Below are 20,777 nucleotides of genomic sequence, written 5' to 3' on the forward strand. Positions count from 1 at the left end.
GCGGCTGACACCAGGGTAGACCAGAAGCGCGATATACGGCGGTTGCCTATAGCCCGCGTGTGCAACTATTGTGAACGCACGCAAAGCGCTCCTGCAATCGTCTGGGAAGGTGTCCCCCATGCCTCTCGCGCTTCTGGCCCTCGCGATCGGGGCCTTCGGGATCGGAACGACCGAGTTCGTGATCATGGGCCTGCTGCCCGAGGTCGCGAGTGACTACGGGGTCTCCATCCCGACCGCCGGGTATCTGGTGACCGGCTACGCGCTCGGTGTCATGTTCGGCGCGCCGCTGATGACCGTGCTCGGCACCAAGATCCCCCGCAAGCGGATGCTGATGCTGCTGATGGGCCTGTTCATCGCCGGCAACCTGGTCTCCGCCTTCGCCCCCGCCTTCTCCGTGATGCTGATCGGCCGCGTGGTCGCCTCGCTGGCCCACGGTGCCTTCTTCGGCATCGGCTCGGTCGTCGCGGCCGACCTGGTCGCCCCCGACAAGAAGGCCGGCGCCATCGCCATGATGTTCACCGGCCTGACCGTCGCCAACGTCGTGGGCGTACCGCTGGGCACCCTCGTCGGCCAGTCCGTCGGCTGGCGCGTCACCTTCGCCATCGTCGCCGCGCTGGGCGTCATCGGCCTGGCCGGCATCGCCAAGCTCGTACCCGACATGCCCAAGCCGGAGGGCGTCCGGCTGCGGCACGAACTGGCCGCCTTCAAGAACGTCCAGGTCCTGCTCGCGATGGCGATGACCGTCCTCGGCTTCGGCGGTGTCTTCGCGGCCATCACCTACATCGCCCCGATGATGACCCACGTCACGGGCTTCGCCGACGGCTCGGTCACCTGGCTGCTGGTCCTCTTCGGCCTCGGCATGGTCGGCGGCAACCTCGTCGGCGGCCGGTTCGCCGACCGCGCCCTGATGCCCATGCTGTACGTCTCCCTGGGCGCCCTGGCGATCGTGCTCGCCCTCTTCACCGTCACCGCCCACAACAAGTTCGCGGCGGCCGTGAGCATCGTGCTGATCGGCGCCTTCGGCTTCGCCACCGTCCCGCCGTTGCAGAAGCGCGTCCTCGACCAGGCGCACGGCGCCCCGACGCTGGCCTCCGCCGTGAACATCGGCGCCTTCAACCTCGGCAACGCGCTGTCCGCCTGGCTGGGCGGCCTCGTCATCGCCGCCGGCCTCGGCTACACCGCCCCGAACTGGGTGGGCGCCGCCCTGGCCGCCGGGGCTCTGGTCCTCGCCTTCCTGTCGGCCGTCCTGGAGCGGCGGACCGAGGCTCCGAGCACCGTCGTCGCGGGCGCGGTGCCGACCGTCGAGCAGCGGGCCGCCGCCCACCACTGACCCCACCCAGATCCACCAGACCCACCAGACTCGGCAAGGAGAAACCCCAGATGTCCACCCCCACCACCGCCCTCGCCCCGCTGACCACCCAGGACGCCGAGGCACTGGTCGAGGCCGCCCGCCGCGCGGCGGAGGCCGCCGGGGTCACCGTCAGCGTCACCGTCCTCGACGCCGGCGGTCATCTGCTCGCCTTCTGGCGGGACGACCGGGCCGTGCTGATCTCCGGGGAGACCAGCACCCGCAAGGCATACACGGCACTCCAGTTGAACGCCCCCACCGCCGATCTCGTCGACGCGGTCCAGCCCGGCGGACTCTTCCACACCCTGCCCACCGCGCTGGACCGGCCGCTGCTGTTCATCGCGGGCGGCGTGCCCGTCCACCGCGACGGACGGCTGATCGGCGCGATCGGTGTGGGCGGCGGTGCCCCGGAGCAGGACCACTCCTTCGCCACGGCCGCCGTCGAGGCCCTCGTCTGACGACGGCACACAGACGCCGGAGCCCTGGTACGGCGGCGGGCCAGTTCAGCCCGCCGCCACCGTCAGGGGAGCGAACCTCCGGCTCCAGTCCCCGGGCAGCTCGGTGACGCCGTACGTCATGACCGTGTTGAAGGCGACGGACGCCAGCCCGCGCTCCTTCGCCCAGGCCAGCAGCTCCTCGTGCCGTACGTCGAGGTCGGTGCGCAGCGGGCGGTCCGTGTGGGCGGCGAGCGAGGCGATCAGCGCCTTCGCCGTCTCCGTGTCGCGGGCGATCAACGGGCCCACGACGTGCGTGTCCATGTTGGGCCAGGCACCCGCGTACCCGATGAGCCGGCCGTTCTCCTCGGCGACGCGCAGTTGGTCGGCGAAGGCCGGCAGCCGCGTGATGATGTGGGTGCGGTCCGTACCGAAGACCTCCTCGTCGAGACGGAGGATCGTGGTGAGGTCCTCGGCGGTGGCCGCGCGGGTGGCGACCCGGGTCCCGGACCCGTCCGGAGTGAAGTGCCCCCGCACCATCTCGGCCCGCCCAATGGCCTTGAAGCCCAGCTCCTCGTAGAGCGGGCGGCCGTTCGGGGTGGCGTACAGGGTCAGCGGCGTGGTGCCCATCGTGGAGAGCACATGCCGCATCAGCCGACGCCCGACTCCCTTGCGGCCGTGGCGTTCGGCGACCAGCACCATGCCGATGGCCGCGAGGGCCGGGCGCTCGTGCGGCCCGTACTCGGTGACGGCGCAGGCACCGACCAGACCCCCGTCGGGGTCGTCGATGCCGTACCCCCTTCCGGCCGTGAGCAGGAGGCTCCACTTGTGCTCCTCGCGTGGCCACCTCCGGTCCTCGGACAGGTCGGCGCAGGCGGCGAGGTCGCGAAGCGTCAGACGGCGGATCGGGAGAGTGGTGAGGGAAGGAGTCGGCACGGAGGTCAGGCTGACCGACGCGGACCCTTGCCGTCCACCTGTTTCCCCTGAGACGTGGGAGCTTTTGGCCAAGTCGTGGCCGGCTGTGCGGCGCGTGGACACCGCGCGTTTCACGTGAAACATCGCCGGGAAAACGCTGCCGGTGCGCGGGTCAACCCAGATCATGCGCGTGCAGGGCACGCACCCCTTCGATGTTGCCGTCCAGATAGTGCCGCAGCGACAGCGGTACGAGATGAACGGAGGCGATGCCGACCCGGGTGAACGGAATCCGGACGATCTCGTACTCGCCGGCCGGTTCGTCGACCTCGGGGCCGTGCCGCAGGGCCGGGTCCATGGATTCCAGGTGGCAGACGAAGAAGTGCTGCACCTTCACTCCGGTCGTGGCGGCGTCCTCACCGATGTGCTCGACGGTGTCGACGAAGCAGGGGACCACGTCGGTGATCTTGGCTCCCAATTCCTCGTGCACCTCGCGGTGCAGTGCGTGGACGACGGTCGTGTCCTCCGGCTCGACGCCACCGCCGGGAGTGACCCAGTACGGGTCCACACCGGGCTTGGTGCGCTTGATCAGAATCAGGTCGTCGCCGTCCAGGAGAACGGCACGTGCGGTGCGCTTGACCACGGGTCGGACGGTCATGGGAGAAATGTGGCCCGGCTGGTTCCACGTGAAACATCCCGGAACGCCCCTACAAGACCCGGCGACCGCCGCCCGGCGGACTCTGTCGTACCGGGGGAGCACCGCTCAGTTCCAGTCGGCTGCCGCCCGTAACAGCCACTCGTGGGCGCGCGCTATGTGCGGCATCGCCAGCGTGCCGGTGCGCACCGCGAGGAAGTACGTCCGCAGCGGGGGTACCGCCGGGTCGTACAGGGCGACCAGATCACCGCGCTCCAGCGCGTCCGCACCCAGATAGCGGGGCAGAACCGCCAGTCCGGCACCCGCGATCGCGCAGGTGAGGACCGCGCGGAGGTCGGGGACGATGACCGTCCCGGGGGCGGCCGGGCAGCCCTCGAAGACGGAAGACCAGTACCGGGCCACGAACGGCAGCGACTCGTGCACCTCGATCACGGGCACGTGTTCCAGGACGGACAGGTCGCCGTCGCCCCGCGTCCCCCCGCCGATCTGCTTGGCCCAGCGCGGCGCGGCGACCAGGACGAGTTCCTCGTCGCAGAGGGGCGTCGCCGTGAGCAGCGCGCCGCGTGGCCGGGCCGTGCTGATGACCAGGTCGTGCAGCCCGGCGGCCAGCCCCTCCAGCGTCTCGTCGGCGTTGCCGAAGGAGGCGCGCAGGGCCAGGCCCTGTCCGCCCTCGCCGGTCAGCCCGCTGAGCGCGGGCAGCGCCCGTTCGGCGATGAACTCGGGGGGCCCGGCCAGATGCAGCGTCCGTAAGGGGGACGTCACGTCGAGCCCGGACTCCGCTATCTCCACCAGGGCGTCGAGATGGGGCGCGGCCTTGTGCGCCAGTTCGTCGCCGATGGTCGTCGGGGTGACGCCTCGGGCCTGGCGCAGGAACAGGGGCCGGCCGAGCTGCCGTTCCAGGGTGCGGATCTGCGAGGTGACGGCCGGCTGCGAAAGGCCGAGCAGGGCGGCGGCGCGGGTGAAGGAACCGGCCCGGTGCACGGTCACGAAGGTGCGCAGTAAGGCCAGATCCACGAGAACCCTTCCCCTCTTCGGCCCCTTCTCCAGCCCCCGGCACCGACCAGTCATAAAAATGGCGATGAGTCGCTGCCGCTACTGTGATTGGACACTGACACAGAGTCAACTAGCCTTGTCCAAGCGGTTCTTGGCGCGCGGAACCGAGGGCGGTTCGAGCCACGAGGGGGGAGGCTCGGACCGCCCGTCACCCCGGTCCGGCCGCGGCGGGCGCACGTGCCGGGCGGTCAGTCGGCGGACGCGTCCAGCGCTCGCAGGAGATCGGCCACCAGGTCGTCGGGGTCCTCGGCACCGACCGACAGACGGATGAAGCCCTCCGGCACGTCGTCCCCGCCCCAGCGCCCGCGCCGCTCGGCCGTGGACCGTACGCCGCCGAAGCTCGTCGCGTCGTCCACGAGCCGCAGTTCGTCGAGGAAGCGGTCCGCACGCACGCGCGTCGGCAGCGTGAAGGAGACCACGCACCCGAAGCGCCGCATCTGCTGCGCGGCGATCTTGTACGACGGGTCGTCGGGCAGCCCCGGATAGCGCAGCCCGGTCACCTCGGGCCGTTCCCGCAGGGCCTCGGCGACCTTCAGCGCGGTGGCGTCCTGCCGGTCGACCCGCATCTGGAGGGTGGCGATCGAGCGGTGGGCGAGCCACGCCTCCATCGGGCCGGGGATGGCACCGACGATCTTGCGCCAGCGCCGTACCGCGGTCATCGCCTCGCCGCCGCGGCCGACGACGTACCCCAGGAGGATGTCACCGTGCCCGGTGAGCTGCTTGGTGCCGCTGGCCACGGAGAAGTCGGCGCCCAGCTCCAGCGGACGCTGCCCGAGCGGCGTGGCGAGGGTGTTGTCGACGGCGACCAGGGCGCCACGCGCGTGTGCCGCCTCGACCAGCCGCCGGATGTCGCACACGTCGAGCCCCGGGTTCGACGGGGACTCGATCCACAGCAGCTTCGCCCCGTCCAGCAGGTCGAGCTGGGCGTCGCCGCCGGTGGGCGCGGTGCGCACCTCGACGCCGTACGCCTCGAGCTGCGCCCGCGCCAGGGGCAGCGCCTGGTAGCCGTCGTTCGGCAGGACGACCGCGTCCCCGGCGCGCACCTGGGAGAAGAGCACCGACGAGATCGCCGCCATGCCCGAGGCGAACACGAGCGTCTCCACGTCGTCCCGCCCCGGTGCCTCCAGCCCGCCGATGGCGCTCTCCAGCAGCGTCCAGGTCGGATTCTCGTCACGGCCGTAGGTGTACGGGCCGGTGGGGTCGCCCGGCAGATGGAAGTGGGCGGCGAAGACGGGGCCGGGCAGCGTCGGCTCGTGCTTGACCGGCTCCGGCAGCCCCGCGCGCACGGCCCGCGTGCCGTCCCCCGCCCCCTGCGGCAGCGCCGCCGCCAGGGGAAGCGCCGTCCCCGCTCCGGCCGCGGGGCTCCGCCCGCCGTCCCCGGAGTCCCGCCCTGTGGTCGCGGAATCACTCATGCCGCTCGTCCTTCCACTTGCTCGCGTACGGCGGCGAGCAGACCGTCGCTCGCCGCCTCCACCATCTCAAGGCACTCCTCGAAGCCGTCCATGCCCCCGTAGTACGGGTCCGGTACGTCGAGGTCGTCGGGGTCGGCGGCGGGGTCGTAGGACCGCAACAGGCGCACCTTGGCCGCGTCCTGTTCCGTGGGCGCCAGGCGGCGCAGCGCCCCGAGGTGACCGGAGTCGAGGGCGACGACGAGGTCCAGGCGGGAGAACCAGGAGGCATGGAACTGCCTGGCCGTGTGGTCCAGGGCGTAGCCGTTCTCCTCCAGGACGGCCAGGGTGCGCGGGTCGGCGCCCTCGCCCTCGTGCCAGCCGCCCGTCCCGGCGCTGTCGACCGCCACCAGGCCGTCGAGCCCGGCGTCCGCCACGCGCTCGTGGAAGACGGCCTCGGCCATCGGGGAGCGGCAGATGTTGCCGGTGCAGACGAAACAGACGCGGTAGGTCATCGGGTCAGTCCTTGTCGGGGAGGACCATGTTCAGGGCCCAGGAGACGATCGACACGATCAGGCCGCCGAGGACGGCGGTCCAAAAGCCCTCCACGTGGAAGCTGAGGTCGAGCTTGTCGGCCAGCCACGAGGTGAGCAGCAGCATCAGCGCGTTGACCACCAGGGTGAACAGGCCCAGGGTCAGGACGAACAGCGGAAAGGTCAGCACCCGCACGATCGGCTTGACCAGCAGGTTGACCAGACCGAACACCAGGGCGACGAGAATCAGCGTCCCGGTCTTCCGGCCGGTGCTGCCCCCGGTCAGGGTGATCTTGTCGAGCAGCCACACGGCGACGGCCAGCGCCCCCGCGTTGGCGATCGTCTTGACTAGGAAATTCATCATGTGTCTGATCGTGGCAGACACGCACGGAAACGAACGGTGAGACAGGGGCGGACCACGCGATGAAGGCATTCCAACTGGACGAACTGGAGGCGGAGCGCGCCGCCAACGACGGTGCCTACCTGCAGTTCCTGCGGGAGCGGAACATGTCGGTCGGCCTGTACGCGCTCGACGCGGGCACCGCCGACCCGCAGAAGCCGCACGAGCAGGACGAGGTGTACTTCGTGGTCAGCGGCCGCGCCGCGATCACCGTCGGCATGGAGACGACCCAGGTGGCACGGGGCAGCGTGGTGTACGTGCCGGCCGGTGTCGCCCACAAGTTCCATCACATCAGCGAGGACCTGCGGGTCCTGGTGGTGTTCTCTCCGCCCGAGAGCTGACCCGCCACCCCCGGGTTCCCTAGGGGACCGGTCAGGGGGAGACAAGGGCTGCGGGACCCCCGCGCGGTCCCGTCGCGGCCCTAGCATCGAGGCAGGACGTCAGAGAATTCCCGGACACCGAGGGACCCGGCAGTCGTACGGGCCCGGGGTGCCGGGCGGAGAGATGAGGACGAGGGCGATGCGAGAGATCTTCACGGGACTGCCGTGGTGGGTTAAGTGGATCGCGGTGCCGGTCATCGCCCTGGTCGTGTTCGGCGGCCTGATCGCCAGCGTCGTCGGCTTCGTGATCGGACTGCTGTTCAAGCTGCTGGTCTTCGTGGCACTGGTGGGCGGACTGATCTACGTCGTACGGAAGTTCATGTCCAGTTCCTCGTCCCGCAGCGACTGGTGAGAGCCGTGGGACACCGGTGGGGGTGACGGGAACCAGCGGTTCCCTCGCGCGAGGGAAGTTTCCCGGACCGGCCGTATGCGTGCGGTGACAGACGGTTAGAGTCCGGAACCCGACGCGGGGACGATCCCCCGCGAGCGGCGTACCGCCACCCGTGTTCCCCGCACGGGCTGCCCCCTCGCGCTTCGGGAGTGACCCATGGCCACGGCTGACACCGCCTCATCCGCCCATCTGCGCGCACTCCCCGTGCAGCCCCGCTCCAGACCCCCCGCCGCGGACGCCCCTGACCCGGGCCGGTCCTCCGCCGGCCCGTCCGCCGGGACCCCGGACGCGAAGACCTCCGAATCGGAGACCTCCGGCGCGGGGGCCTCCGACGCGGAGGCGTCCGTCACAGGGGTACCCCCCGGGACGCTCATCGGTTCCGTGCAACGGGCCATGCGCCTTCTGGAGTGCGTCGCCGGACACGGGTCCGGCGCCCCCGCCAAGCAGTTGGCCCGTGAGACCGGACTGGCTCTGCCCACGGCCTACCACCTGCTGCGGACGCTGGTCCACGAGGGCTATCTCCGCCGTGAGAACGGCCTGTTCTTCCTCGGCGAGGCGACCGAGCGGCTCAGCAGCAGCGGGGCACAGCAGAAACGTCGCGGCATGGTCGTCGACGTGCTCGCCCGCTGGCGCGATGTGGTCGGCGCACCGGTGTACTACGCGGTCTACCGCGAGGGGGAGATCGACGTCGTGTGTGTCTCCGACACACCCGGCAACCCCGCGGTGGAGGAGTGGGCCGACTTCCGGGAGACGGGGCACGCGCACGCCATCGGGCAGTGTCTGCTGGCGCAGCTCGACGAGGAGGCCCGCCGGGACCACCTCGCCCGCCATCCGGCGCAGCCCGTCACCCCGTACACCGTGCGGGACGGCCAGAGCCTGCTGAAACGGCTCGAACAGATTTCCCTGTCCGAACCGGTGACCGAGCATCAGCAGTACACCCTGGGCACGGTGTGCGCGGCGATCCCGATCACCGTCGGCAGCATGGCGGCGACGGTGGCCATCTCTCTGCCTGTCCAGCATGCGGACCGATTGCTGCCCGCGGCACACCGGCTCCAAGGCGAAGTGGCGCGGCTGCTGGGGTCACTGGGAATCTCTATCAGTATCTGAAAACTCACTCCTTGTGATCTGGTGTGTACGTTCAGCAAGATGCCATGAGTGTTAGAGGTTTGATTCCCGGCCAGTCGACGGCGAATGACGGGGTAGGCGATGCGCGAGTCCGTACAGGCAGAGGTCATGATGAGCTTTCTCGTCTCTGAGGAGCTCTCCTTCCGCATCCCGGTGGAGCTGCGGTACGAGACCTGTGATCCCTATGCCGTGCGGTTGACCTTCCATCTGCCCGGTGACGCGCCGGTGACCTGGGCCTTCGGCCGGGAGTTGCTGATCGACGGCGTGGGCCGGCCGTGCGGTGACGGCGACGTGCGCATCGCGCCCGTGGAGCCCGAGCCGCTGGCCGAGGTGCTGATCCGCCTCCAGGTGGGAGCCGACCAGGCCCTGTTCCGGTCCTCGGCCGCTCCGCTCGTGGCCTTCCTCGACCGCACCGACAAGCTGGTGCCGCTGGGCCAGGAGGGGGCGCTCGCCGACTTCGACGCCCACCTCGACGAGGCGCTGGACCGCATCCTGGCCGAGGAACAGAGCGCGGGCTGAAGCGTTCCGGCAGTCCTGCGGCGGTGGCGTAACGCTTCGCCGGGTACTGCGGGGTCTGCCGGAACGATTCACCAGGGGGCATGGGGCCGTCTCCTGGTCCTGACAGCGCTTCTACGAGGCCCCGTACCGGCCTTGCCGGTGCCGTACCGGCCTTGCAGGCACGGCACCGCGCGTGCTGTCCGCAGGCCGCGGCGTCAGTGCTTGCGGCGACGCCCCCGGGGACCGCGCGACGGCACCGGACCGGTGACCGCACCCGCGGGCGCGGCCCCGGGACCGGAGCGGTCGGCCGAGACGACGAGCGCCGCGAGGGCGGTCGTCACCGGCACGGACGCCACCAGGCCGATCGAGCCGACCAGCGTCCGCACGATCTCCTCCGCCACCAGCTCGCTGTTGGCGACCGTACCCACACTGCTCTGGGCGATCGAGAACAGCAGCAGCAGCGGCAGCGCGGCACCCGCGTACGCCAGAACGAGCGTGTTGACGACGGACGCGATGTGGTCGCGGCCGATGCGGATGCCGGCGCGGTACAGCCCGCGCCGGCCCAGCGTCGGATTGGCCTGGTGCAGTTCCCACACCGCCGACGTCTGGGTGACCGTCACGTCGTCGAGGACACCGAGCGAACCGATGATGACGCCCGCCAGCAGCAGACCGCTCATGTCGATCGTCGGGTACAGGCCGTGGATCAGGCCGGTGTTGTCGTCCGTGTTGCCGGTCAGCGCGGCCCAGCCGATGAACAGCGACCCCAGCACGCCGATCAGCAGCAGCGAGACCAGGGTGCCCAGCACGGCCACGGACGTACGGGCGGACAGCCCGTGGCACAGGTACAGGGCGATCAGCATGATGGCGCTCGACCCGATCACCGCCACGAGCAGCGGGTTCGAGCCCTGGAGGATCGCGGGCAGGATGAAGAAGTTCAGCACCAGGAAGCTGATCGCCAGCGACACCAGCGCCATGACACCGCGCAACCGCCCGACGACCACGACGGCGAGCGCGAAGATGCCGGCGAGCAGGGCCATCGGGAACCGGCGGTCGACGTCGGCGACCGAGTACTGGAGGTCCTTCGGCGCCGAGGGCTCGTAGGCCACGACGACCTCCTGGCCCTGCGACAACTGCCGGGACTGGTCCGGCTGCACGATTTCCGTGAACGTGCGGCCCTTGTCCTCGCCGGTGTCGACCCGGATGGTCGCCTTCTTGCAGGTCCCGTCCGCCTGCTGCTGGGCGGACGAGCCCTCGGCGGTGGAGGTGTCGCCGGTCGGGGGGACACCGGAGGCGTTGGCGGCCGCGCAGCTCACCTTCACGACCTCGGTGACCGTCGCCTGCTGGGTCTGCCGGTCGAAACCGACGCCGGTGCGTTCGTGCGGCGGGGCACCGCCCGGCCACAGCACCGCGAGCCCCACAACGACGGCCGCGGCGAACGGGACGAGGATCGCCGCGATGACCTTGCGCAGACGCGCCGAGACGGGGGCCGCGGGGCCATGACCGTGCGAATGCCCGTGTCCGCCACCGGTTCCGTGTCCGCCACCGGACCCGTGGCCACCACCCGTCCCGTGCCCCCCACCGCGGTGCCCATGGCCGTCTCCCGCCCCGGGGCCGTCACCCGCCCCGGGGCCGTGGCCGTCACCGGTCCCGTACCCGCCGCCCCCGGGCCCGCGATCCCCGCCGCCGTACCCGTATCCGTACCCGCCGCCTTCCGGGCCCGGTCCATGACGGTGGCCGTGTCCGTGGCCCTGCTCGTGCCCGCCGTGGCCGGAGCCGTAGCCGGTGTCCGGGTCGCGGCCCGGTTCGGGCGGGGGGAAGGAGGGATGCGTCGTGGTCACCGCCCGATCATCGCAAGAACGGCAGGGGCCCTCTGTTCACCGCGCCCGAATTGACGCTAGCGTGGAGCCACCTTTGTACACGCGGGAGCTCGGAGCACCGGGCTGAGAGGGCGCTGACCTCCGTACCAGCGATGTTTCACGGGAAACATCACCGAAGTCGAGTGATGTATCCCACGGAACGTCGGCAGACGGATAACCGCTGCGTCGACCGCCGAACCTGTTACCGGGTAATGCCGGCGTAGGGAGTAGGTCTCATGACCATCAAGGACGCAAGCACGCCTGCCTCCACGCAGAACGAGGCCGGGAAGTCCATCGGCTGGCACAAGGCGTACGTCGAGGGCTCGCGCCCCGATCTGCGCGTGCCGGTCCGTCAGGTGCACCTCACCAACGGGCAGTCGGTCACGCTGTACGACACCTCCGGCCCGTACACCGATCCGCTCGTCGACACCGACGTCCGCAGGGGACTGCCGCCGCTGCGGGAGAACTGGATCGTCGCCCGCGGCGACACCGAGGAGTACGCGGGCCGCCCCGTCCGCCCCGAGGACGACGGCATCAAGCACACCTCACCGCGCGGCGGACTGCGCAACCTCGACGCGGTCTTCCCCGGCCGCCCGCGCCAGCCGCGCCGGGGCCGGGACGGCCAGGCGGTGACCCAGCTCGCGTACGCGCGGCGGGGCGAGATCACGCCCGAGATGGAGTACGTGGCCATCCGGGAGAACGTGTCACCGGAGGTGGTGCGCGAGGAGATCGCGGCCGGCCGGGCGGTCCTGCCGGCCAACGTCAACCACCCGGAGATCGAGCCGATGATCATCGGCAAGCGGTTCCTGGTGAAGGTCAACGCCAACATCGGCAACTCCGCGGTGACCTCCTCCATCGAGGAGGAGGTCGAGAAGATGACCTGGGCGACCCGCTGGGGCGCCGACACGGTCATGGACCTGTCCACCGGGCGCAACATCCACACCACCCGCGAGTGGGTGCTGCGCAACTCCCCCGTGCCCATCGGCACGGTCCCGCTCTACCAGGCCCTGGAGAAGGTCGACGGCAGGGCCGAGGAGCTGACCTGGGAGATCTACAAGGACACGGTCATCGAACAGGCCGAACAGGGCGTGGACTACATGACGGTCCACGCCGGCGTGCGCCTGGCCTACGTGCCGCTGACCGCGAACCGCAAGACCGGCATCGTCTCGCGCGGCGGCTCCATCATGGCGGCGTGGTGCCTGGCACACCACAAGGAGTCGTTCCTGTACGAGAACTTCGAGGAACTCTGCGAGATCCTCGCCGCCTACGACGTCACGTACTCGCTCGGCGACGGCCTGCGGCCCGGCTCGATCGCGGACGCCAACGACGAGGCGCAGTTCGCGGAGTTGCGCACGCTCGGGGAACTCAACCGGATCGCGAAGCGTTTCCATGTACAGACGATGATCGAAGGCCCGGGTCATGTCCCGATGCACAAGATCAAGGAGAACATCGACCTTCAGCAGGAGATCTGTGATGAAGCTCCGTTCTATACGCTCGGCCCGCTGACCACGGACGTCGCGCCGGCGTACGACCACATCACCTCCGGCATCGGTGCCGCGATGATCGCCTGGTGGGGCACTGCCATGCTCTGTTACGTCACCCCCAAAGAGCATCTGGGCCTGCCCAACCGTGACGACGTCAAGACCGGCGTCATCACCTACAAGATCGCCGCCCATGCCGCCGACCTCGCCAAGGGTCACCCAGGTGCACAGGAGTGGGACGACGCGCTGTCCGACGCCCGGTTCGAATTCCGGTGGGAGGACCAGTTCAACCTCGCCCTCGACCCGGACACGGCACGGGAGTTCCACGACGAGACCCTGCCCGCCGAGCCCGCCAAGACGGCCCACTTCTGCTCGATGTGCGGGCCGAAGTTCTGCTCGATGAAGATCTCCCAGGACATCCGCCGCGAACACGGCGGCAGTCGGACCGAGATCGAGGAGGGCATGGCCCAGAAGTCCGAGGAGTTCGCGGCGGCCGGCAACCGGGTCTATCTGCCGATCGCCGACTGACACGCGAAGGGAGGGGACGGACCGTGCGGCCTGTCCCCTCCCGGGCCCCTGGCGGGGCGGTCACTCCGGGCGGTGCTCCGGGCCCCCGAACTCCGGGCTGGTGTAGTCCGGACTCGAGTAACTGGGGCGCGGACCGGCGGGACCGTCGTCGGGACTGGTGAACCCCGGGCGGCCGTAGCCCAACCGCGGCATCCGGCCGGACGGCGCGGGCGGCGGCGTACCGCGCAGTGCGCCCGCCGCGTCGGGGTCCGCGAGCGCGTCCTGGAGGAACGGCAGGATGCCGCGTTCCAGCAGCGCCTCCCGCCAGGCGTCCCGGGCGCGTTTCACCTCCCCGTCGAGTGCGCCGTACGACGCGGCCTCAGCGGATGGGCGGTTGCGCAGGGCGGTGGACAGCAGTCCGACGCCGGCGACGAGGATCGCGACAGCGGTCACCGCGCCGAACACCCATCCGGTGGTGAGCAGCGTCCGCGCGAACGTCTGCTCGGGGTCGAGCATCCGCAGGACGTACCCGACGAGCAGGAAGATCGCCGCGGCCGTACCGGCCAGGACCGGCGCCAGGACGGCGATGATCGCGACGGCGCCCGCGCCGGCGGCCTCGGTGATCTCGCCCATGGTGGCGGCGAGCCCCGTGGTGTTCGGACCCGGCTCGGCGGAGCCGGATTCCGCCGCGGACGAGGACGGAGCGGACCGCGCCGGCTGGCGCAGTTCCTCGCGGACCCTCACGTAGTGCTGGTACTCGGCCGCCGCGGCGGCCGTGATCAGGGCGGTGGCGTTGAGCGCCATGGTGCGCAGTTGTTCGGGGTTGAGGCGCTGTCCGACAGCGGCCAGTTCCGGGCGGTGTGGTGCGGAGCGCAGCGCCTCGTCGAGGACCCGCGCGTACTCCTGGCGGTCCTCGTTCGACAGGTGCTGCGGAACGCTGTTCATGTGCATCCCCCGATGCTCCGTAGGGCTTGGGGCTCGCATGCCAACGAGCCGTCGGGCAGAAACGGAGGGGAGCCTGCTACGGATAAGCCGATGGTAGAGCGGTGACGGCGTACGGTGACAGGGGGTTTCCAGAAATTGGGTGCCGATCCGCATATGCGCCGACGGCGAAGACCCGGTCCGGCGAACGCTCAGTCGGGCAGCGGCAGTTGCTGGACCAGCAGCTTTCCGGCCATGGTCACCCCGCCGTCCATCGCGATGGCGAGGCCGTCCGCGTAGACATGAGGTCCGTCGACCACCGGACCGGACTCGTCCTCGCCGTCCTCGGAGCCGACCTCGCCCAGGAGATACGGGATGGGGCTGTGGCCGTGCACGACGCGGGTGCCGCCGTACGTGTCCAGCAGCGAGCGCACGGCGGCGGCACCGCCCTCGTCGCGGAAGGAGAAGCGCTTGGTGAACTTGCGGAACAGGTCCCACACCTCGTCCGCGTCGTTGCGGGTGAGCGTGTCGTGGATGGTGTCGTTGACCTCTTCGATGGACCGGCCGTAGTCGAGGTAGGCGGTGGTGTCGGAGTGCACCAGGAGGTGGCCGTCGACCTCCTCCACCGCGTCCAGGCGGGCCATCCACTGGAGGTGGTGGTCCTGGAGGCGGTCCATGTCGGTCTTCTGGCCGCCGTTCAGCAGCCAGGCGGCCTGGAAGGTGGCGGTGCCCGCGCCCGAGTTGACGGGGGTGTCGCCGAACCGCTTGGCGCCGAGCAGCAGCAGTTCGTGGTTGCCCATGAGGGCCTTGCAGTAGCCGCCGGCGGCCGCGGCCTCGGCGGACAGCCGCATCACCAGATCGATGACGCCGATGCCGTCCGGACCGCGGTCGGTGAAGTCGCCGAGGAACCACAGCCGGGTGGTCCCGGCGCACCACTGGCCGTCGGCGTCGATCAGGCCCTGCTCCCGCAGCGCGGCCATCAGCTCGTCGAGGTAGCCGTGCACGTCGCCGACGACGTACAGCGGGCCGGGTCCGGTGGCGGGCTGCGCGGCCGGGGCCGCGGCGGGCTCGACGCCGGGCTGGAGCGCGTCACCCCGATGGATGACGGGCAGATCGCGTTCGGTGGGGGTGTACCCCTCCGGTACGGCCTCCTCGTGCGGGGGGACGACGTCGCCGGGGTGTGTGCTGTCGGCGTACGGACCGGTCTCGTGGACGTACGCGGGCACCCGGAAGTCGCGCAGCGTCGCCGTCCGCTCCACCTCGGGTCCCTGACCGGCCCCCTGAGTCATCGACCCCTCCACCATCGCGCCGCATCTGCACCGCTTCGGACTGCCTGGTCGCAGCGGCCCGCGGTGTCGTGGGCCCATCATAGGAATGCGGATCGCGCTGTGTGATGACCCAGGGGTGGTGAATCAGAGCAGGACTCCGGTTCGCCGTGGCTTTCGCCCCGATTGGACCGGGCTTCGACCACCCCGCGGACACCTCACGGCCACCTTCCGACCGCCTGGCCCCGTCCTCTCCGCCCGCCCGCGGTCACTCCCCCTCGGGTGAGCGCGGTGGGCTGATCGTCGTGCGCGGCGGGCGGCGCTGCGAGGAGGTCCGCACGATCAGTTCGGTCGGTATCACCTGCTCGACCGGCTGGTCCGTGTCGACCCCCTCGATGGCGTCGATGAGGAGCTGCACCACCGCCGTGCCGATGCGGCGCGGCTTCAGCGAGAGGGTGCTGATGGGCGGCTCGGTGGTGGCGTACACGGTGGACTCGCTGCAGCAGACCAGCAGCAGGTCGTCCGGTACCCGCAGCCCGTAGCGGCGGGCGGCGGCGAGCAGGTCGGTGCCGTTGGGGTCGAACAGTCCGTAGACGGCGTCGGGCCGGTCGGGGCGGGCGAGCAGCCGGTCGGCCGCGACGGCGCCCGCGCACGGATCGTGCGCCGGATATGCCTCGTACACCGGGGTCTGGCCGACCCGCTCGCACCAGCGCAGGTACGCGGTGGTCGACAGGTGGGTGTAGGTGTCGGTGGTGGTGCCGGTGAGCAGGCCGATACGGCGGGCGCCGGCGTCGGCGAGGTGGTCGAGGATGCCGAGTACGGCGGCCTCGTGGTCGTTGTCGACCCAGGCCGTCACCGGGAGGGTGCCGGCCGGGCGGCCGTCGGAGACGACCGGGAGGCCCTGCCGGGCCAGCTCGCTGACGACCGGGTCCTGGTCGGAGGGGTCGACGACGACCGTGCCGTCCAGGGCGACGTTGGACCACACGTCGTGGCGGGAGGTCGCGGGCAGGATGACGAGGGCGTAGCCGCGTGCCAGCGCGGCCGAGGTGGCGGCCCTCGCCATTTCGGCGAAGTACGCGAACTCGGTGAAGGTGAAAGGTTCATCCCCGTACGTCGTCACCGTCAGGCCGATGAGGCCCGACTTGCCGGTGCGGAGCGTACGGGCGGCGGCCGACGGGCGGTAGCCCAGCCGGTCGGCCACTTCTCGGACATGGCGTCGGGTGGCGTCCGGGAGCCGGCCCTTGCCGTTGAGGGCGTCGGAGACGGTCGTGATGGAGACTCCGGCGGCGGCGGCGACGTCCCTGATGCCCGCCCGACCCGGCCGGCTGCCTCGTCGTGAGGTTTCCGCGCGGCTCACCTGGTGCTTCCCTGCTGCTGTCATGGCGAGCCGATAGTAGGGCTCATGTGGCGGGGTAGGGCGGACGCATATGCGTACGTTGACAGGCACGTTTCTGCATGGTCGCCAGTGGTCAACGCCCTTGGAAACCAAGCCAGTTGCCGCGCCTGACCCCTGTACGTTACGTGTCGAGGTGCGTGGGCCTGGCGTGGGTCTGATGTTGCGAAGAGGTCTCAACTCACCACTACGGGCGATGCGCGCCACGGCGTGAGCTACCGGCGCGTAGATATATGTACGGCGCGCCCCCCGAAACGTACGCCTTCGTGCGCTGTTGCCCCTGATGCCGGTGTGACGCAGGGGCCCGTCCGCACCCCTACGCGCCGGGCCTCAATCCTCATAGGGTGAGAAGTATTCGATGCCGGTGGTGGTCACGAGGAGGACTGCGGTGAGCGAGACGAGCCCCAAGCTGCGCGCCGAGCTGGAGGGAATCCCCACCTACAAGCCGGGCAAGCCCGCGGTGGCCGACGGGCCGGTGGCGTACAAGCTGTCCTCCAACGAGAACCCGTACCCGCCGCTGCCGGGTGTGATGGAGACCGTGGCGGAGGCGGCGCGGTCCTTCAACCGCTACCCGGACATGGCCTGTACGGGCCTGGTGAACGAGCTGGCCGAGCGGTTCGGGGTCCCGGCGTCCCACCTGGCCACCGGCACGGGCTCGGTCGGTGTCGCCCAGCAACTGGTGCAGTCGACCGCCGGGGCCGGCGACGAGGTGATCTACGCCTGGCGGTCCTTCGAGGCGTACCCGATCATCACGCAGATCAGCGGAGCGGCCTCGGTGCGGGTGCCGCTGACGCCCGGGGAGGTGCACGACCTGGACGCCATGGCCGCCGCCGTCACGGAGCGGACCCGGCTGATCTTCGTGTGCAACCCGAACAACCCGACCGGCACGGTGGTGCGGCGGGCCGAGCTGGAGCGGTTCCTCGACCGGGTCCCCGAGGACGTGCTGGTGGTGCTGGACGAGGCGTACCGCGAGTTCATCCGGGACCCCGAGGTGCCGGACGGCGTCGAGATCTACCGTGAGCGGCCCAACGTCTGCGTGCTGCGGACCTTCTCCAAGGCGTACGGCCTGGCCGGTCTGCGGGTCGGTTTCGCGATCGCCCATGAGCCGGTGGCGGCGGCGCTGCGCAAGACGGCGGTGCCCTTCGGGGTGAGCCAGATCGCGCAGGAGGCGGCGATCGCCTCGCTGCGGGCCGAGGACGAGCTGCTCGGCCGGGTCGGGTCGCTGGTGTGCGAGCGCACGCGTGTGGTCGACGGGCTGCGCGCCCAGGGCTGGACGGTACCGGAGACCCAGGCCAACTTCGTGTGGCTGCGGCTGGGGGAGCGGACGGCCGCCTTCGCGGACGCGTGCGAGAAGGCCGGCGTGGTGATCCGGCCGTTCCCCGGCGAGGGTGTGCGGGTGACGGTCGGCGAGAGCGAGGCGAACGACATCTTCCTGAAGGTGACCGAGGAGTTCCGCAAGGAGCTGTAGCCCCCGGGGCCCGGCGCCGCCTCCCCATGGATGCCCGTTTCACGTGAAACCACGTGGAACGGGCATTTTTTCGGGGTTGACGTCACAGTGGACCCCCCTTCCGGCGCCGAAAAGCAGTAGGTCATAATTGCTTGTGAATGTGAACGCGTTCACAAGCGTGTCGGGTTGCTCCCTAGATAGGTGTGACATACACGCACAAAGTGCCGCTGACCACGGCGATGTAAGGAGATCGACGACGTGGACATGGCTCTGGCGCCAGAGACGCTGGCGCGCTGGCAGTTCGGCATCACCACCGTCTACCACTTCCTGTTCGTCCCCCTGACGATCTCGCTGGCCGCCCTGACGGCCGGCCTGGAGACCGCCTGGGTGCGCACGGGCAAGGAGAAGTACCTCCGGGCCACCAAGTTCTGGGGCAAGCTCTTCCTGATCAACATCGCCATGGGTGTGGTCACCGGCATCGTGCAGGAGTTCCAGTTCGGCATGAACTGGTCGGACTACTCCCGCTTCGTCGGTGACGTCTTCGGTGCCCCGCTCGCCTTCGAGGCGCTGATCGCCTTCTTCTTCGAGTCGACCTTCATCGGCCTGTGGATCTTCGGCTGGGACAAGCTGCCGAAGAAGATCCACCTGGCCTGCATCTGGATGGTCTCGATCGGCACGCTGCTGTCGGCGTACTTCATCCTCGCGGCGAACTCCTGGATGCAGCACCCCGTCGGCTACAAGATCAACGAGGAGAAGGGCCGCGCCGAGCTGACCGACTTCTGGGCGGTCCTCACCCAGAACACCGCGCTCAACCAGGTCTTCCACAGCTTCTCCGCGGCCTTCCTGACCGGCGGCGCCTTCATGGTGGGCATCGCCGCCTTCCACCTGATGCGCAAGAAGCACATCCCCGTGATGCGCACCTCGCTCCGGCTCGGCCTGGTGACCCTGGCGGTCGGCGGCATGCTCACCGCGATCAGCGGCGACACCCTCGGCAAGGTCATGTACGAGCAGCAGCCGATGAAGATGGCCGCCGCAGAGGCGCTGTGGGACGGCGAACAGCCGGCGCCCTTCTCCGTCTTCGCCTACGGGGACGTCGACGAGGGGCACAACAAGGTCGCCCTGGAGATCCCCGGCCTGCTGTCCTTCCTCGCCCACAGCGACTTCGACTCGTACGTGCCCGGCATCAACGACACCAACAAGGCCGAGCAGCAGAAGTTCGGGCCGGGCGACTACAAGCCCATCGTGCCCGTCGCCTACTGGGGCTTCCGGTGGATGATCGGCTTCGGCATGGCCTCCTTCTCGCTCGGGCTGCTCGGGCTCTGGCTGACCAGGAAGAAGTTCCTGCTGCCGGCCGCCTGGCGGACCGGGGAGGACGAGGTGCCGCGTCTGGTGCTGCTGAAGAAGCCGCTCGGAGCGAGGTTCTCCAGGCTGTACTGGCTGCTGGCCCTGTGGACGATGGCCTTCCCGCTGATCGCCAACTCCTGGGGCTGGATCTTCACCGAGATGGGCCGTCAGCCGTGGGTCGTCTACGGCCTCTTCCAGACCCGCGACGCGGTCTCCCCCGGGGTCTCCACGGCCGAGGTCGTCATCTCGATGACCGCCTTCACCCTGCTCTACGCCGTCCTGGCCGTCATCGAGGTGAAGCTGCTCGCCAAGTACGTCAAGGCCGGCCCGCCCGAGCTGACCGAGGCCGACCTCAACCCGCCCACGAAGATCGGCGGCGATGCCCGGGACGCCGACAAGCCGATGGCCTTCTCGTACTAGGCGTAAGGGAGCTGCACAGTCATGGAACTGCACGACGTCTGGTTCGTCCTGATCGCCGTCCTGTGGACCGGTTACTTCTTCCTGGAGGGCTTCGACTTCGGAGTCGGCGTCCTGACCAAGCTGCTGGCCCGGAACCGGCCCGAGAAGCGGGTGCTGATCAACACCATCGGGCCGGTCTGGGACGGCAACGAGGTCTGGCTGCTCACGGCCGGCGGCGCCACCTTCGCCGCCTTTCCCGAGTGGTACGCCACCCTCTTCTCCGGCTTCTACCTGCCCCTGCTGGTCATCCTGCTCTGCCTGATCGTCCGGGGCGTGGCCTTCGAGTACCGGGTGAAGCGGCCCGAGGAGCGCTGGCAGCGCAACTGGGAGAACGCGATCTTCTGGACCTCGCTGATCCCCGCGTTCCTCTGGGGCGTGGCCTTCGGCAACATCGTCCGGGGCGTGAAGATCGACCAGGAGCTGGAGTACGTCGGCAGCGTCTGGGACCTGCTCAACCCGTACGCGCTGCTCGGCGGTCTGGTGACGCTGACGCTGTTCACCTTCCACGGGACGGTGTTCACCGCCCTGAAGACGGTCGGCGAGATCCGGGAACGGGCGCGGAAGCTGGCCCTGCGGGTCGGCCTGCTCACCGCGGTGCTGGCCCTGGTCTTCCTGCTGTGGACGCAGGCGAACAGCGGTGACGGCAAGAGCCTGGTCGCGCTGGTGGTGGCCGTCGCGGCACTGGTCGTCGCGCTGGTGGCCAACCAGGCCGGGCGGGAGGGCTGGTCGTTCGCCCTGTCCGGCGTCACCATCGTGGCCGCCGTGTCCATGCTCTTCCTGACGCTCTTCCCGAACGTCATGCCGTCCACGCTGAACGCGGAGTGGAGCCTCACCGTCACCAACGCCTCGTCCGGCGCGTACACCCTGAAGATCATGACCTGGCTCGCGGCCATCGGCACGCCGGTCGTCCTGGTCTACCAGGGCTGGACGTACTGGGTGTTCCGCAAGCGCATCGGTACCCAGCACCTCGCCGAAGCCACGCATTGA

20 protein-coding genes and 1 riboswitch are annotated in these 20,777 nt (G+C 70.1%); of the genes, 10 read left to right on the plus strand and 10 right to left on the minus strand.

Annotated features, from left to right (window positions below):
* The first annotated feature begins 118 nt into the window (after positions 1 to 118).
* Together ACFY32_RS20260 and ACFY32_RS20265 are read left to right on the plus strand one after the other, a co-directional pair.
* Positions 119 to 1,330, plus strand: coding sequence for an MFS transporter (locus tag ACFY32_RS20260; protein WP_359190477.1), 1,212 nt, complete (start codon positions 119 to 121; stop codon positions 1,328 to 1,330).
* A gap of 50 nt (positions 1,331 to 1,380) precedes the next feature.
* Positions 1,381 to 1,806: a heme-binding protein gene (locus tag ACFY32_RS20265; RefSeq protein WP_390674883.1), complete on the plus strand. Its 426-nt coding sequence runs from the start codon at positions 1,381 to 1,383 to the stop codon at positions 1,804 to 1,806.
* Between the two features lie 45 nt (positions 1,807 to 1,851).
* Here the strand turns inward: ACFY32_RS20265 and ACFY32_RS20270 are convergent, their stop codons facing one another.
* From ACFY32_RS20270 to ACFY32_RS20295, 6 genes are all read right to left on the minus strand, one after another.
* Positions 1,852 to 2,718, minus strand: coding sequence for a GNAT family N-acetyltransferase (locus tag ACFY32_RS20270; RefSeq protein ID WP_390674884.1), 867 nt, complete (start codon positions 2,716 to 2,718; stop codon positions 1,852 to 1,854).
* 151 nt (positions 2,719 to 2,869) lie between these two features.
* Positions 2,870 to 3,352, minus strand: a complete 483-nt coding sequence (locus tag ACFY32_RS20275; RefSeq protein ID WP_390674885.1) for an NUDIX domain-containing protein — start codon at positions 3,350 to 3,352, stop codon at positions 2,870 to 2,872.
* A gap of 105 nt (positions 3,353 to 3,457) precedes the next feature.
* On the minus strand, positions 3,458 to 4,363 hold the full coding sequence (locus ACFY32_RS20280; RefSeq protein WP_359190488.1) for a LysR family transcriptional regulator: 906 nt from the start codon (positions 4,361 to 4,363) through the stop codon (positions 3,458 to 3,460).
* A 227-nt stretch (positions 4,364 to 4,590) separates the two neighbouring features.
* A complete protein-coding gene (locus tag ACFY32_RS20285; protein WP_359190491.1) occupies positions 4,591 to 5,814 on the minus strand; it encodes a cystathionine gamma-lyase in 1,224 nt (407 codons plus the stop codon).
* Positions 5,811 to 6,305, minus strand: a complete 495-nt coding sequence (locus ACFY32_RS20290) for a low molecular weight protein-tyrosine-phosphatase (protein WP_390674886.1) — start codon at positions 6,303 to 6,305, stop codon at positions 5,811 to 5,813. The genes ACFY32_RS20285 and ACFY32_RS20290 overlap by 4 nt, the downstream gene beginning before the upstream one ends.
* Before the next feature lie 4 nt (positions 6,306 to 6,309).
* A complete protein-coding gene (locus tag ACFY32_RS20295) occupies positions 6,310 to 6,687 on the minus strand; it encodes a phage holin family protein (protein ID WP_359190497.1) in 378 nt (125 codons plus the stop codon).
* A gap of 59 nt (positions 6,688 to 6,746) precedes the next feature.
* Here ACFY32_RS20295 and ACFY32_RS20300 point away from each other — a divergent pair, with 59 nt between their 5' ends.
* From ACFY32_RS20300 to ACFY32_RS20315, 4 genes are all read left to right on the plus strand, one after another.
* Positions 6,747 to 7,064 (plus strand): cupin domain-containing protein, encoded by a 318-nt coding sequence (locus ACFY32_RS20300; RefSeq protein WP_359190500.1) that lies wholly within the window; start codon positions 6,747 to 6,749, stop codon positions 7,062 to 7,064.
* 178 nt (positions 7,065 to 7,242) lie between these two features.
* Positions 7,243 to 7,455, plus strand: coding sequence for a DUF5326 family protein (locus tag ACFY32_RS20305; RefSeq protein ID WP_007388908.1), 213 nt, complete (start codon positions 7,243 to 7,245; stop codon positions 7,453 to 7,455).
* A gap of 432 nt (positions 7,456 to 7,887) precedes the next feature.
* Positions 7,888 to 8,601: an IclR family transcriptional regulator gene (locus tag ACFY32_RS20310; RefSeq protein WP_390674887.1), complete on the plus strand. Its 714-nt coding sequence runs from the start codon at positions 7,888 to 7,890 to the stop codon at positions 8,599 to 8,601.
* 99 nt (positions 8,602 to 8,700) lie between these two features.
* Positions 8,701 to 9,138: an SsgA family sporulation/cell division regulator gene (locus tag ACFY32_RS20315; RefSeq protein ID WP_359190507.1), complete on the plus strand. Its 438-nt coding sequence runs from the start codon at positions 8,701 to 8,703 to the stop codon at positions 9,136 to 9,138.
* Between the two features lie 194 nt (positions 9,139 to 9,332).
* Here the strand turns inward: ACFY32_RS20315 and ACFY32_RS20320 are convergent, their stop codons facing one another.
* Positions 9,333 to 10,955 carry a YibE/F family protein gene (locus ACFY32_RS20320; RefSeq protein WP_390674888.1) on the minus strand — a complete coding sequence of 541 codons (1,623 nt, stop codon included), beginning with the start codon at positions 10,953 to 10,955 and terminating at the stop codon, positions 9,333 to 9,335.
* Between the two features lie 71 nt (positions 10,956 to 11,026).
* A riboswitch (TPP riboswitch) is annotated at positions 11,027 to 11,217 on the plus strand.
* Between ACFY32_RS20320 and thiC the strand changes: the two genes are divergently transcribed.
* Positions 11,210 to 12,982, plus strand: coding sequence for a phosphomethylpyrimidine synthase ThiC (gene thiC, locus ACFY32_RS20325; protein WP_359190512.1), 1,773 nt, complete (start codon positions 11,210 to 11,212; stop codon positions 12,980 to 12,982). (Overlaps the previous riboswitch by 8 nt.)
* 60 nt (positions 12,983 to 13,042) lie before the next feature.
* On the opposite strand, the gene ACFY32_RS20330 is transcribed toward thiC, so the two are convergent.
* From ACFY32_RS20330 to ACFY32_RS20340, 3 genes are all read right to left on the minus strand, one after another.
* The gene (locus tag ACFY32_RS20330) at positions 13,043 to 13,912 is read right to left on the minus strand and encodes a hypothetical protein (RefSeq protein WP_390674889.1); all 870 of its coding nucleotides are present in this window, start codon (positions 13,910 to 13,912) and stop codon (positions 13,043 to 13,045) included.
* A gap of 182 nt (positions 13,913 to 14,094) precedes the next feature.
* A complete protein-coding gene (locus ACFY32_RS20335) occupies positions 14,095 to 15,186 on the minus strand; it encodes a metallophosphoesterase (RefSeq protein ID WP_390674890.1) in 1,092 nt (363 codons plus the stop codon).
* Between the two features lie 229 nt (positions 15,187 to 15,415).
* The gene (locus tag ACFY32_RS20340) at positions 15,416 to 16,528 is read right to left on the minus strand and encodes a LacI family DNA-binding transcriptional regulator (RefSeq protein ID WP_359190519.1); all 1,113 of its coding nucleotides are present in this window, start codon (positions 16,526 to 16,528) and stop codon (positions 15,416 to 15,418) included.
* A gap of 400 nt (positions 16,529 to 16,928) precedes the next feature.
* Between ACFY32_RS20340 and hisC the strand changes: the two genes are divergently transcribed.
* The 3 genes from hisC to cydB all read left to right on the plus strand — a co-directional run bounded on the left by hisC (position 16,929) and on the right by cydB (position 20,777).
* Entirely contained in the window at positions 16,929 to 18,008 is a 1,080-nt protein-coding gene (gene hisC / locus ACFY32_RS20345; RefSeq protein WP_390674891.1) for a histidinol-phosphate transaminase, read from the plus strand.
* A 237-nt stretch (positions 18,009 to 18,245) separates the two neighbouring features.
* The gene (locus ACFY32_RS20350) at positions 18,246 to 19,751 is read left to right on the plus strand and encodes a cytochrome ubiquinol oxidase subunit I (RefSeq protein ID WP_359190524.1); all 1,506 of its coding nucleotides are present in this window, start codon (positions 18,246 to 18,248) and stop codon (positions 19,749 to 19,751) included.
* A gap of 21 nt (positions 19,752 to 19,772) precedes the next feature.
* Positions 19,773 to 20,777 carry a cytochrome d ubiquinol oxidase subunit II gene (gene cydB / locus ACFY32_RS20355; protein ID WP_359190527.1) on the plus strand — a complete coding sequence of 335 codons (1,005 nt, stop codon included), beginning with the start codon at positions 19,773 to 19,775 and terminating at the stop codon, positions 20,775 to 20,777.

Origin of the sequence: Streptomyces sp. NPDC000134 (genome assembly GCF_042899225.1) — a bacterium.
GTDB lineage: Bacteria > Actinomycetota > Actinomycetes > Streptomycetales > Streptomycetaceae > Streptomyces.